The sequence below is a fragment of the Parabacteroides sp. KHUB-02 genome (assembly GCF_056640955.1).
The window spans coordinates 1,499,443-1,513,482 of the sequence record NZ_JBWQEV010000001.1; the positions used below are offsets into that span (position 1 = coordinate 1,499,443).

At 44.1% G+C, this 14,040-nt stretch carries 13 protein-coding genes; all 13 read left to right on the forward strand.

Features of this window, described 5'->3' with window-relative positions; translation table 11 throughout:
* The first annotated feature begins 114 nt into the window (after positions 1–114).
* The 13 genes from ACYIA1_RS06510 (at position 115) to ACYIA1_RS06570 (ending at position 14,037) form a co-directional block, all read left to right on the forward strand.
* On the forward strand, positions 115–1,209 hold the full coding sequence (locus ACYIA1_RS06510; RefSeq protein WP_005862364.1) for a PAS domain-containing sensor histidine kinase: 1,095 nt from the start codon (positions 115–117) through the stop codon (positions 1,207–1,209).
* Between the two features lie 58 nt (positions 1,210–1,267).
* Positions 1,268–1,657 (forward strand): LytTR family DNA-binding domain-containing protein, encoded by a 390-nt coding sequence (locus ACYIA1_RS06515; RefSeq protein WP_005857058.1) that lies wholly within the window; start codon positions 1,268–1,270, stop codon positions 1,655–1,657.
* A gap of 4 nt (positions 1,658–1,661) precedes the next feature.
* On the forward strand, positions 1,662–2,315 hold the full coding sequence (locus tag ACYIA1_RS06520) for an FHA domain-containing protein (RefSeq protein ID WP_005857056.1): 654 nt from the start codon (positions 1,662–1,664) through the stop codon (positions 2,313–2,315).
* Positions 2,316–2,457: 142 nt separating this feature from the next.
* Positions 2,458–2,712, forward strand: a complete 255-nt coding sequence (locus tag ACYIA1_RS06525) for a hypothetical protein (protein ID WP_005857054.1) — start codon at positions 2,458–2,460, stop codon at positions 2,710–2,712.
* Positions 2,709–3,224, forward strand: a complete 516-nt coding sequence (locus ACYIA1_RS06530) for an FHA domain-containing protein (protein ID WP_008772194.1) — start codon at positions 2,709–2,711, stop codon at positions 3,222–3,224. The genes ACYIA1_RS06525 and ACYIA1_RS06530 overlap by 4 nt, the downstream gene beginning before the upstream one ends.
* 12 nt (positions 3,225–3,236) lie before the next feature.
* A complete protein-coding gene (locus tag ACYIA1_RS06535) occupies positions 3,237–4,040 on the forward strand; it encodes a PP2C family protein-serine/threonine phosphatase (protein ID WP_005862361.1) in 804 nt (267 codons plus the stop codon).
* 41 nt (positions 4,041–4,081) lie between these two features.
* Complete coding sequence (locus tag ACYIA1_RS06540) at positions 4,082–5,875, forward strand: serine/threonine-protein kinase (RefSeq protein ID WP_196009829.1); 1,794 nt, start codon at positions 4,082–4,084, stop codon at positions 5,873–5,875.
* 41 nt (positions 5,876–5,916) lie between these two features.
* Positions 5,917–6,873: a hypothetical protein gene (locus ACYIA1_RS06545; RefSeq protein WP_036629346.1), complete on the forward strand. Its 957-nt coding sequence runs from the start codon at positions 5,917–5,919 to the stop codon at positions 6,871–6,873.
* Positions 6,874–6,885: 12 nt separating this feature from the next.
* Positions 6,886–9,048: a Kelch repeat-containing protein gene (locus tag ACYIA1_RS06550; RefSeq protein WP_480334772.1), complete on the forward strand. Its 2,163-nt coding sequence runs from the start codon at positions 6,886–6,888 to the stop codon at positions 9,046–9,048.
* Positions 9,049–9,050: 2 nt separating this feature from the next.
* Positions 9,051–9,947 (forward strand): serine O-acetyltransferase, encoded by an 897-nt coding sequence (locus ACYIA1_RS06555; protein ID WP_005857041.1) that lies wholly within the window; start codon positions 9,051–9,053, stop codon positions 9,945–9,947.
* Positions 9,948–10,021: 74 nt separating this feature from the next.
* Positions 10,022–10,420 carry a (2Fe-2S) ferredoxin domain-containing protein gene (locus ACYIA1_RS06560; protein WP_158532600.1) on the forward strand — a complete coding sequence of 133 codons (399 nt, stop codon included), beginning with the start codon at positions 10,022–10,024 and terminating at the stop codon, positions 10,418–10,420.
* Between the two features lie 21 nt (positions 10,421–10,441).
* Positions 10,442–12,232 carry an NADH-ubiquinone oxidoreductase-F iron-sulfur binding region domain-containing protein gene (locus ACYIA1_RS06565; RefSeq protein WP_158532601.1) on the forward strand — a complete coding sequence of 597 codons (1,791 nt, stop codon included), beginning with the start codon at positions 10,442–10,444 and terminating at the stop codon, positions 12,230–12,232.
* 14 nt (positions 12,233–12,246) lie between these two features.
* Positions 12,247–14,037, forward strand: coding sequence for an NADH-dependent [FeFe] hydrogenase, group A6 (locus ACYIA1_RS06570; protein WP_122379655.1), 1,791 nt, complete (start codon positions 12,247–12,249; stop codon positions 14,035–14,037).
* The last annotated feature ends 3 nt before the right edge of the window (positions 14,038–14,040 follow it).

Genomic DNA, 14,040 nt, shown 5'->3' on the forward strand with positions numbered 1-14,040 from the left:
TCTTATATATCAGGATATTGAAGTGGAGGGGAAGGCAACAAAACGACTAGTTTAATCGTTCGTTTTTTATGGCTAAACCCTCTTTTTGCATAAATATAATGAGAACGGATATATATGAAAACGACATTAGGCATAGAGTTCGAGCCTTTTTTTCCTCAGATAAGTCATCGTGCCAAGATCGGCTGCGCAAAGTATGATTTGTCCACTGGGGAAGGAGTGGCGATGGAACAATGGTATCTGAATATGGGTGAAGTTCCGGGAACTCCATTGAGCCAGATAGTAGGCATATATTCCAATGTCAAGCCAGAAGACCGTGAATGCTTGAAAACTTCCTTGAGCCGACTTGTCCACGGAGAAACTGATCATGATCAAGGGGAAGTCCGGGTCAGGGATGGCGAGGGATGGAAATGGGTTCGTCTGGATATAATGGAGGCGGGTCTGGAGAAATCAAGCCCCATCCTATTACTGATGAATTATGATATATCTGAACTGAAAGCGATGGAAGAACGAATGCTGAAGGCCGAGAAATCAGAGCGTTTGAAATCCTCCTTTTTGGCAAACATCAGCCATGAGATCCGCATGCCATTAAACGCTATTGTCGGATTCTCTTCTCTTTTAGGGGATGAAGAGGATGGTGAGCTAAGACAAGAGTATATTAATCTTATTCAGACCAATAATGAGTTATTATTGGGTATCGTTAATGATGTATTGGATCTGGCTAAGCTCGAGTCTGGTACCATGACCTTTGATTTCATGGAATTTGATCTAAGACAACTTATTGTAGAAACGGTAGCATCTTTCCAGATCAAAGTACCGAGAGGGGTAGCTTTGACCTATCCGGAATCTTTGGATTCCTTTTTATTACGCTCCGACCGTATCCGTTTGAAACAAGTTCTTGGCAATTTTATAACAAACGCAATTAAGTACACCTCTATAGGTAGCATCATCTTGTCATATCAAGCCATGGAGAACGAGGTTCTTTTGTCCGTGACCGATACGGGGGAAGGAATGTCGGAGGAAATAAAACTTCATGTGTTCGATCGTTTTTATAAAGGACGAAACCAAAAGCAAGGCATAGGGCTTGGACTTTCTATCTGCCAAAATATAATTGAAAGGCTGGGAGGGCGTATCGGTGTCTCTTCTGAGCAGGGAAAAGGCTCTTGTTTTTGGTGCACTTTACCAATCTTTCCCCCAAAAGATACCTATTAAATAAAGAAAATACCGTATATTTGTTTTTGAAAGAGAAACGAAAAAACAATTTCTACGTATGGAGCGGTATTTAATTATAAAAACAAGGGATGAGTTGTTGCGCATTAAGATTGGTCAGATCCTTTATTTTGAAGCAGACAGGAACTATACGAAACTATTGTTGTCAAATGGCATCCAATTTACCTTCGCTATAAATATCGGAAAAATAGAAGAGATCTTAGAGAAGCAGGTCGCTGGTTGTAACAAGATATTAATGCGTGTCGGAAAAAGTCATATCATAAATAAAAATCATATCTTACAAATAAATCTCCCTAAGCAGCGTTTATTATTATTGACGGAAGAGGGTAAGCCTAAAGAGTTGGTAATATCCAAGGATCCGTTGAAAGTGCTGAAAGATAATCTTGAGAAGGAGATGGGAAAGCCTCAAGAGGAAGAGGAAAAGGAATAAGACTATGATTATAAAGATAGGAAAAGCAAAAGACAATGATTTTATTGCAAACGATCCTCATGTAAGCCGCCATCATGCCCGTCTGATACGTGAGGATGGTGGCAACTTATTATTGGAGGATACGGGATCTACTAACGGTACGTTCGTGAATGGAGCCCAGATCGTAAAGAAACGTGTTACTCCTACGGATCATATTCGCTTGGGGGATAGCTATGTCTTAAATCTTTCCGAGGTGCTTAAATACAATAATGATTATAGCGATGAATTTGCCGCATTGAAAAAAGTCTACGATGATTATATTCAAGCAAAAGTTAAGATTCAATCCTCTAATCAGTTTAAGACCAGATTATTTCAATCCTTACCATTTGCTTTGCCCGGAATAGTGGGGGTCGTGATAGGCTTCTTAGGGAAAGGTAGCCCGGAACTATTCGGCATCAGCCTCCTGATAACGATTTGTGCCCCTACGGTAGGAATCTATCTAGGAGCCAAGCAGTCGGCCAAGATTCCCCAGCAATTGCAGGATATCGCCAATCAATTTAAGATAGACTATGTTTGTCCGAAATGTGGGACATTCTTAGGTGAGATCCCTTGGGAATCATTGAAAAACCGAAAGCAATGCCCAGTTTCTTCCTGTAAGGCCAAATGGGTGAGAGAATGAGCCTTTTCTTTTCGTATAGTAAAACAGCCTCTTTTGTACATGAAACCCAAATGTTTGATTATAAGAGAGAATAACAAGTTTATTAATCCATTGCTTTTTGTACTTTTGTTTTCGGAATATTAATATATTAGGAACAAAGGTTATGCAAGAAGAGGAATATACATTCGTAACTTTAGACGGCAATGACGTCATGCCAGCGGATGCTGTCATAATAGACGTGGAAGGAGGAGGTGTCGACCTAGGCGACGCCATTGTTATAGACGATAGTAGCATCGAGTCTTTCGATCATTCAGACTTTATAACATTGGCGGACGATACGGTTATGCTTTCCGATACAGATATGATGGATCTGTACTCTACGGATATGGATGGCGCAGATATTTCGTTTATCGTATGATCGCAGTTAAATGTCCACATTGCCATGTAGGATTAAAGGTAGACGAGGGGAAGATTCCCCTCGGCATTACCTCCTTTAAGTGTCCGAAATGCAAAGAGCCTATTCCTTTGTCCTTATTATCCGAGAAAAGTAATCATCAGGAAGTCGATTCCGATACGATTTTAGTGACACCTGTCAAGACTGGAATCGGCAGACTGACGGTTCTTCCAGACGCCGATACACCTGAACAAGCGTTTCCTCTTCACGAAGGGAAGGTTGTCATTGGCCGGAAGTCGAACGCCTCACAAGCCACGATGCCAATTATCACGGCTGATCGCACGATGAGTCGCGAGCATATTTGCATTGAGGTGAAAAAAGATTCAAAAGGTGGATATAAACATTTCCTTACCGACAATAATAGTAAAAACCATACGTTATATAATAACAGTTACCTAGAGAATGGCGAGGTGGTCGTGCTCAATGATAATGACGAGATTATTATTGGTCGCACCGTCTTACGTTTTAATGAATAAAACTCATTTGTTATGATTATAACGATCGGTAAGCCATGTGCTATTACGGAAAAAGGAGGCAGATCGAATAACGAGGATTCCATTTACCCGCTTCCCGAACAAGTGACCCTTGACCAAAAATTGTTTATGGTTTGCGATGGTGTGGGTGGAGCCGAGAAAGGGGAGGTAGCCAGCTCATTAGCTTGCGAGTCCATACAAACTTTCTTTTCTACGTTCCTAAAGGATGATCCCACGCCTGAGTTTATCCATAAAGCCGTACATTATGCGGAAGTCTGTTTCGACTCCTATGTTCAAGAGCATCCGGAAGCGATGGGTATGGCTACTACGCTCACCATGGCCTATATCGCTTCTTCCGGAATCGTATTGGCTCATATCGGAGATAGCCGGATCTATCATCTGAGGAAGGGGGAGATTTTATATCAAACAGAAGATCATTCATTGGTAAATTCATTGGTTAAATTAGGTAAGATCACTCCGGAAGAAGCGTTAACCCACCCCCAGCGGAATGTGATTATCCGGGCTATACAAGGCACTCATACTCCAACAGAAGCGGACATTATTACCTTGAACGATATTCAACCCGACGATTTCCTCTTTCTTTGTACGGACGGGGTTCTTGAAAGACTGAAGAATGAAAAGATCGCAGAGATATTTAATGGTCGTTTATCTGTTCCGGAAATAAAGGACGCTCTCATGGAAGCCTGTGACGGCAAGACTCGGGATAATTTTTCTTTTTATATCATACCTATTCAAAAAGTGGAAGATAGCATGGGTTTTAAGCAAAATATTCTCTCTTTTCTTTATTCTTTTATATAAATAACGTACTTTTGGCAGATTAAATGGAATTATTCAAGGTTATGAATCTGCCAGACGGACATCTTCTTCAAAACGGAAAATACAGACTTACTCATGTGGTTGGTCAAGGTGGTTTTGGCATAACCTACAGAGGAGTTTGGTATACAGAGGTTAAAGGATCTTTAGGCACCGTAAAGACGGAGGTCCCTATCTGTGTCAAGGAATATTTCTTCAAGGATTATTGTTATAGAGAACCCGGTTCCCAAGCCGTAAAAGTACATTCGGAGACGGGAAAGGTCTTATTTAACAAGTTCAAGGAAAAACTGATCAAAGAGGCAAAGATCCTATCGGAAGTTCACCATCCCTATATCGTAAATGTGCTGGAGGTTTTTGAGGAAAACAATACGGCTTATATTGCCATGGAGTATATTTCCGGCTTCTCGCTAAAATATATGCTTGAGAAAAACGGGATATTGCCCGAAGCTACGGTCCTTAAATATGTACGGCAAATTGGCGAGGCGTTACAATTCGTTCATGATAAGAGTATCTTGCATCTGGATATCAAGCCTAGCAATATCTTGATCGATAAGAACGGGAACGCCCGCTTGATCGATTTCGGAGTCAGCAAACGTTACGATATCGAGCAGGAAGAGACCAGCACTACGATGTTAACCCTTTCTAAAGGATTCGCATCCATAGAGCAATACGATAACGAAGGAACACAAGTGTTCTCGCCCCGTCCGGATATTTATTCCTTGGGAGCCACGATGTATAATCTGTTAACGGGAACAATCCCTACAGAATCTATACTACGTGCCGCACGTCCTTTGCGAAACCCCTCTGAAATCAATGCGGCGATCAGCCCGAAAACAGAGGCTGTTATCATAAAAGCGATGCAAATCATTCCTGCGGATCGCTTTGAGACGGTGGGCGAGATGTTGGCGTCTTTGGATTTTTCTCAAGCGGAAAAGGAAGTTCAGGTTGTCCCAAGTCCATCTCCCGAGATTGTGAATGAGGAAACAACGGTGGTTTATTCATCACCTGTAGATTCTAAATTAGTAGGATCGGATGATGAAGAGACTGTTGTCAATGTGGCTAATCCACCTGCCGTGGAGCCAATAACAGAAAAGAATAATTCCAGAAAGAAAATAATTCCTATCGGAATCGCTATATTTGTCGTTGTAGGATCCGCTACGGCTCTTTTAGTGCATAGCAATAGGCCCACAAAAGAGGTTGTCGAGAGTATTGATTTACCTTCAGCAGTGGAGTCGGATAGCAATGTCTCAAAAGAAGTAGAAATGCCAGATCACCCAGTTCTACATACGGAACCTCCTATCTCTGAGATAAAGGAAGCGGAGAAACAAGAGCCTAAAGTGGAAGAGAAACGACCTATGGAAACAGAGCATACGATAGAAGAGAATGTTCTCCCGGATCAGCCATCGGAAAATGAGATGAATGAGAAATATAACTCGTTAATCGCCTCCGGTAAGGAAAAAATGGCCAAAGCTGATTATTCGGGAGCTAAGAAAGATTTGTCGGAGGCAAAGGATACGAAACTTACGGAAGAGGTAGTCCGGTTGATCATCGCTTGCGATGAGAAAACCGAGGAGAAACGTATAGCGGACAAAAAGGCCCTGTATGAGGAGAAAATGGCTTTCGGACGATATAAGATCGTACGTAAGAAGTCAAATAACAGATACGGGGCGATCGATTCGAAAGCCGAGGAACGTATTCCTTGCAAATACCTAAGTGTCGGTATCGCGGATAACGGCCGAGCATTCGAACGGGAAGACAATTTGTTTGATATTTATAATTCTGACGGATCATTGATTAGCGAAGGCCTTACTTATTATTGATTGTAATATTATGAACAACTAAACATGTATTTACCTATTATATGAAAAGACTTTGGATATTGATGATATGTGCGGTATTTCCCCTCGGACTGCTGGCGCAACAGCGTACGGAATACAACCGTAAGGGAGATGAAGCGATGAAACGTCTTGATTATAGTGACGCTAAAATGTGGTACGAGGAAGGCGTATCGCAATGCGACGCATACAGTATTGATCAGCTGACTACGATTTGGCTTTCCAACGAGCGAATGCGGCCTTCCATGCGTAGCTTGATGAATAAATGTTTAAACTGCCTGACAGTCAAAGCTACGGAAGATGATCCGGATGCCATCTCTAAATTAATCATTTATTATTCGGAAGGTATCGGAACCCCTAAAAGTGAGGAGCTAGCAACCTATTGGAAAGAATACCAAGAGATGTTGTTAAAGCCGGCGGAACCGGAGGCCCAACCGATAGATTCCGCGGCGGTATCCCCTAAGAAACGAATGGAGTTTTTTGCGGGATACTCGTATTCGATCGAATCTCCTTATGGAATCACGGTAGGAGGTATGGGGCAACGCTTCGGTTGGTATGTCCGTTTCAAGACGAATATGTCTTTTATGAATTATACGGACGAATGTAATAACCAAGGGCAGATTATTAAGTTCTCTAATTCGGAAGGGGAATCTTATGAGCTTAATACAGGTAAATCCTCGAAGACAAATAGTATAGCCGGAACGGCCGGTTTAATCGTAAAATGCTTTCCGTGGTTATATGCCTCCGTTGGTTTGGGATATGGTGAAAGAGCTTTACTACATTCGTTCACGACCCATTCCTATGAAAACTACGATAGTACACGAGAGGTATGGTGCCGGAATATTGATTCCTCATACAAAGGGGTCGCTGCCGAGGTTGACTTGATGATGAAAATAACGAACTCTGTATTTATTAGCGTTGGATGCAATACGGTTAATTTTAAGTACTTGGATCTAAACGCTGGCTTAGGTGTATTCTTTTAATATTGATTATTTATGAAACATATATACTCACTCTTCTCTATTCTATTTGCGGCTTTATTAATGGCCGGATGCGTGAATGATCCGGATATAGATGGTGGCATTCGAAACGCTAAAAAACCGTCTGTTAAGACAGACGAGATATTGAAGTCCACGGCTAGTTCCGTGACAGTATCGGGGGAGGTCCTGCAAGAAAACGGCGCTCCCGTGACAGAGGCCGGTTTTTGTTGGAGCACGGAATCTACCTTTACTGTGATAGAGAAAAATAAAAAAGCCGTATCCAAGCGTAAGGTAAAATATGAGGCTACGATCGAGGGCTTAACCAATGATCTGGATTACTATATCCGGGCCTATGCGATCAATGCGGTAGATACCGCTTATGGAGAGATTTTACCTTTTAAGACGAAAGATGGATTAGGAAGCGTTAAGACCTTATTTCCAGTCAACATGATGTCTACTTCCGTTCAATGCGGAGGTATGATAACCAAACAAGGGGAAGCCGAAATCGAGGAAAGGGGTATTTACTTAATGCTGAATCCGGAGCCTTCAGCATCCGACTCTACGATTCGTATAGACATGGAAGCCGATTCGTTCTATTGTACGATCTCCGATTTAAAACCGGAAACTACCTATTACGTTAGAGCTTACGCAAAAAGTAAATATGGTGAGTATAACGGGGCGAAAGTCGAGACCTTTAAGACCACGAATGGTCGTCCTGTATTAGATGATAACAAATTCAAGAAAATAGCGACAGAGTTTACCTATGCGGAGTTCTCCATGGAAATAATAAGCGAGGGAGATTCTCCGATCACGGCATGTGGTTTCTGCTTTAGTACTGATAAATCACCGACAATAGAAAATGGGGATACGATTATTTGCGGAGCGGGTATCGGAGAATTTGCCGGGAAAATCTATGATATGCAACAGCAGAAAGGGTATTACGTACGTGCTTATGCGACAAACGCTTTAGGTACTACCTATAGCGTAGGCGAAGGTATCCATACGATTCTGGAAAGTGAGTTGCCTACAGTCAATACGAAGGAGGTGTCTACTATTAAAAACGGTACCGCATGGGTAGGAGGAGAGGTCTTAGCCGAAGGAGCCTCACCGGTTACAGAGGCCGGTGTATGTTGGGGAACTAGTCCTAGTCCGGCCTTTGGTAATTGTGAAGGAGCGGTAGCTCTTTCTTCCGGTACACAAGCGTTTACGGGTACGATAAAGGAATTGAGAGGAGGCACGAGCTATTATTTAAGAGCTTACGCTAAAAATAAGAATGGTATCGCTTACGGAGAGGAAGTTCGCTTCCAAACTCCGGATATATTTGGAGCAGGGGCAAGGTTTGAGGGAGCTTTCCGGATACCGGGATCTACCTCTTTCTGTACCTTGGCTAATAGCACGGGATTCTTGTTAGGCGGTGACACGGGTAGGGAATACACCGATGAGTTTTGGGGATATATGACCTCTAAGAAAGAATGGTTGCCCTTAAGGTCTCAGCCTGAGAAATTATCGGGCCAAGCATGTTTCAGCATCGGATTTGGCCTATGGACTTTTGGTGGTTTGGATAACACGGGAAAGATATGTGACAGTTTATATGTATACTCCACATCCGATAATTCTTGGAGCGCCGTACAAACAGACCAGCAACGGCCTACAGGTATGTATCGGGCGGCATGTTGCAGAATGGAAGATCAAGCGTTTCTCATAGGTGGACGTAGAGGTAACGAACTAATCGATGAAGTCTGGACTTATGAACCGAGCGCTTTCGTTTGGAGCAAGAAATCTAATTTCCCGATTAAACAATACGGCGGAATATCCGTTGTAATTGGTGACCGTATATATGCCGGACTGGGGATTATTAATAAAGCGGATCCTTCTTTGGAATATACGACACAGTTTTGGTCTACAGACAAGAACGCTGTAGCTTGGGAAAAGGAGGCTTCGTTCCCCGGAAGGATGCTTTTATGTGCTATCGCTTATGGTAATTACGTATATGGCGTAGACGGGGACGGTTATATTTGGCGCTATGATCCGGACTCTCAGAACTGGAGCCAGAAATCCCAGTTACCAGCGGCTAACAGGTCTGTACATTGCATGTATGTCTTGGATAATTATATCTATATAGGTTTGGGCAATGCCTCTAACTCATTAATCAGTTACGATCCTACTTGGGATAATTAAAGATGAATAGAACAGCGATTTTAGAACAGATACAGAAGAACGTAGAACGGCTGTCGGCTCCTGATCTACCGGAATACAAATATATCCCGTTGCATCAGAAGCCATCGCCTTCAGTCGCTACGTTGCATGAGATCATGCGCCTATTACGTACGGTTATCTTCCCCGGATTCTTTGGTACGGAACAAGAGGCTCAATTAGGCTCTATCCAATATTATACGGGAGTCTATTTGGAAAAGATCTATGATCTCTTGCAAGAGCAAATATATAATGGACTTTGTTTTGAGGTAGAGCGTTGTTGTGATTCCAAGGACCGGGCTTCCGAGATCTCGATCGCTTTTATTAACCGGATTCCTCATATCAAATATTTACTGTCCACCGATGTAAAGGCCATCTTGGATGGTGATCCGGCAGCCAAGAGCGTGAGTGAGATTATATTCTGTTATCCGGCGGTCTACGCGCTTTTACATCAACGGGTCGCTCATGAATTATTCGAGCTAGGCGTACCGGTACTCCCGCGTATCATTACGGAAATGGCACACTCGCAAACCGGGATCGACATTCATCCCGGGGCGCAGATCGGAGAATATTTCAGTATCGATCATGGAACGGGTATTGTCGTGGGACAAACCGCCATTATCGGAAACCATGTCCGCCTTTATCAAGGTGTGACGTTAGGAGCCAAGAGTTTTACGCTGGACGAGGAAGGACTTCCGATAGATTTGCCCCGTCACCCGATCATCGAGGATTATGTGACCATTTATTCCAACGCATCCATATTAGGACGGATCACTATTGGCCGAGGATCTATTATCGGGGGTAACATCTGGCTCACCCATAGTGTACCTCCCAATTCCAAGATATCTCAATCACGTGTCGAAGAAAAATTCACGGAAATATGATATTATTTGAAAGAGATTCCGTATGTTTGTGCAAATGACATTACGGTGTTTTCCTTAAATAATAGAATATGACCATGAACAAAGTAAAGACATTAGATGATCTCAAGAAAATGCGTGAATCTCTTCGTGCGTCTTTGGATCTGCGTGAAAAAAGCAATACCCCTGATCAGCTCGTACAAATTAAGGTTTCTATGGCCACTTGCGGTATAGCTGCCGGAGCCAAGGAGATAATGAGTTATTTTATCGAGGTTTTAGACCGGCAGAGAATCGATGCGTTGGTAACTCAAACCGGATGCATGGGCTATTGTTATGCGGAACCGACTATCGAAATCAAGCTTCCGGGTCAGGAGCCGTTGGTATTCGGTTATGTCGATAAGGCAAAAGTAGAAGAGATCATAGATAAGTATATCTGTAAGGGTATCTTGGTAGATGGCATCATTCCTGTAACTTACACCACCGTAAAACCCGAATAAGAAATTTAATATCTTACATAAATGGCACAATACACGAATTATATATTGGTGTGCGGTGGCACAGGTTGCCGTGCATCACAAAGCGAGCAGATCATCGAGAATCTGAGAGCCGCCGTCGAGCAATACGGATTAGAGGATACACAAGTGATCCGTACCGGATGCTTCGGTTTCTGCGAGAAGGGTCCGGTGGTTAAGATGATCCCCGATAACACTTTTTACGTACAAGTTCAACCATCGGATGCGGACGAGATCGTACGGGAGCATTTGGTAAAAGGCCGTAAAGTGGAACGGTTACTTTATATGAATCCAGAGACCCGTGAGCTGGTTCCGGACTCCAAGCATATCGGATTCTATAAGAAACAGCTACGAATCGCCCTTCGAAATTGTGGCTTTATCAACCCGGAGAATATCGATGAGTATATCGCTCGTGACGGCTATGTAGCGTTAGGAAAAGCCCTTGTGGAAATGACTCCCGAGGAAGTAATCAAGGAAATCATGGATAGTGGTTTACGGGGTCGTGGGGGCGGTGGTTTCCCCACAGGCTTGAAATGGCAGATTACCCGTAAGGTACAAGCGCCTCAAAAATACGTGGTTTGTAATGCGGACGAGGGCGACCCGGGCGCTTTTATGGATCGCTCCATATTGGAGGGCGACCCGCATTCGATTGTGGAGGCTATGGCGATTAATGGATATTGTACGGGAGCTAGCAAAGGTTTGGTATATATCCGTGCCGAATATCCGCTAGCCGTGGAACGTTTGAAAATAGCCATACGGCAAGCGAAAGAATATGGATTGCTGGGCGAGAATATATTTGGGACTGATTTCTCATTCGATATCGAGATCCGGTACGGTGCCGGAGCTTTTGTTTGTGGAGAGGAGACCGCTTTGATCCACAGTATGGAAGGTTTGCGAGGCGAGGCTACCGTAAAGCCGCCGTTCCCTAGTGAACACGGGTATAAAGGTTGTCCGACCAATGTAAATAACGTAGAGACTTATGCGAATATCCCGGTGATCTTGTTAAGAGGCGCTAAATGGTTCAGTAGTATCGGAACGGAGAAAAGCAAAGGAACAAAGGTGTTCGCCTTGGCTGGAAAGGTAAACAATGTGGGGCTGATCGAGGTTCCTATGGGTACGACTTTGCGTGAGGTTATCTTTGGAATTGGGGGAGGTATCAAGGATGGAAAGAAGTTTAAGGCTGTGCAAACCGGTGGCCCGTCAGGAGGTTGCTTGACAGAAAAGCATCTAGATCTTCCTATAGATTATGATAATTTGCTTGCCGCTGGTTCCATGATGGGTTCCGGAGGTATGATCGTCATGGACGAGGATGATTGTATGGTAGCCATGGCTAAGTTCTATCTGGACTTTACGGTCGAGGAATCTTGCGGTAAATGCGCACCGTGCCGTATCGGTAATAAACGCTTACATGAAATATTGCAGAAAATTACGAGTGGAAACGGAACCGAAGAGGATTTGACCCGTCTAAGGAATCTGGCGATGGTGATTAAGGATACCGCTTTATGCGGCTTGGGACAGACTTCTCCGAATCCGGTTTTATCTACGATGGATAATTTCTACGATGAATATCTGGCGCATGTCCGGGAGCATCGTTGTCCGTCTCATCAATGCCGGGAACTTACTCAATATTTCATCAATCCGGAGAAATGTAAAGGATGTACGCTCTGTGCCCGTGTTTGTCCGGTGCACGCAATTACAGGTGGACGGAAAATTCCTCATATTATCGATCCGCAAGCTTGTATCCGTTGCGGTACCTGTATGGAGAAGTGTAAGTTCGGAGCGATTTATGTCCACTAAATTCATTTACAATCATGGAAACAATTAAATTAATCATAGATAATAAAGAGGTGGAAGTGCCGAGAGGAACCACCATTTTAGATGCGGCAAAAAGTGTAGGTATCCATATCCCGACACTCTGTTATATGAAACTGGAGGATTTGCATTATGAGAATAATCCGGGAGCTTGCCGTATTTGTGTCGTAGAGATCGAGGGACGTAGAAATTTAGCCCCATCCTGTAAAATGGAATGTACGGAAGGTATGGTCGTACGGACACATACCCCTCGGGTAATGAATGCCCGCAGGACGGTGATGGAGCTGATCCTCTCGAATCATCCGGCGGAATGCCTGACATGTAGTAGCAACGGACATTGCGAGTTACAAAAGATCGCGCACGACCTAGGAATCCGCGAGATCCGGTATAAGGGAGAAATGTCTACATTTATGATAGATCGTTCCCCTTCTATTGTCCGGAACATGAACAAATGCATCATGTGCCGCCGTTGTGAGACCATGTGCAATACGATACAGACGGTTGGCGCCTTGACTGCTGTGAACCGTGGATTTAACGCGGCCGTATCGACAGCTTTCGAACGGGATATGGCCGGAAGTACCTGTTCTTATTGTGGACAATGCGTATCCGTCTGTCCTGTAAACGCACTTAGCGGACGTAATACGCAACAGCCGGTCTTGGACGCTTTGGCCGATCCTACTAAAATTGTTATCGCCCAGACAGCGCCGGCGGTTCGCACAGCGTTGGGACGTGATTTCGGGTATGAGCCGGGTACATTGGTTACAGGCAAGATGGTTTCAGCTTTGCGTCAATTGGGTTTTGATTATGTATTCGATACGGACTTTGCCGCCGACTTGACCATTATGGAAGAGGGAACGGAATTATTACATCGCCTAGGTAGTTACCTAAATGGAGACAAAGAGGTGAAAATACCGTTAATGACGAGCTGTTGTCCGGGTTGGGTTAGCTTTGTGGAACAACATTTCCCCGAGTTACGGGATAATTTATCTACAGCCAAGAGCCCGCAGCAAATGTTCGGAGCGATCGCCAAGAGTTATTTCGCCGAGAAGTTGGGAGTGGACCGTAAGGATTTGGTAGTCGTATCTATCATGCCTTGTTTGGCGAAGAAGTATGAGGCTAGCCGCCCGGAGTTTAGCGTGGAAGGTAATCCCGATGTAGATTATTCGATATATACCCGTGAGTTAGCCCGTTTAATCCGTTATGCGAATATAGATTTCAATGAACTGCCGGATGGTGAGTTCGATCGCCCGTTGGGTGAATCTACCGGAGCGAGCGTGATCTTCGGTACTACCGGAGGTGTTATCGAGGCCGCTTGCCGTACTGCTTATGAATTATATACGAAGAAAAATCTGGATAAAGTGGACTTCGAGGAGTTACGCGGGCTGGAAGGTATTCGTAGCGCTACCATCGATTTTAATGGGACTCCGGTAAAGATCGGTATCGCTCATGGTCTGGGGAATGCCCGCAAATTGATCGAGGAGGTGAAGAACGGTACCTCTCCTTATCATGCGATCGAGGTGATGGCTTGTCCGGGAGGCTGTATCGGCGGTGGCGGACAACCGTTCCACCGAGGCCGTATGGAGGTACTTCGCCGGCGTGCTGCCGCTCTTTACCGGGAAGACGCTAACAAACCGCTTCGCAAGAGCCATGAGAATCCGTATATCCAGCAATTATACAGCGAGTATTTGGGAGAGCCTTGCGGACCGAAAGCCCACAAATTACTGCATACCCATTACATAGATCGTAAGGAAGTAATCGGTATGTATATAGAAACTGAAAAAAGTAAATAAGCC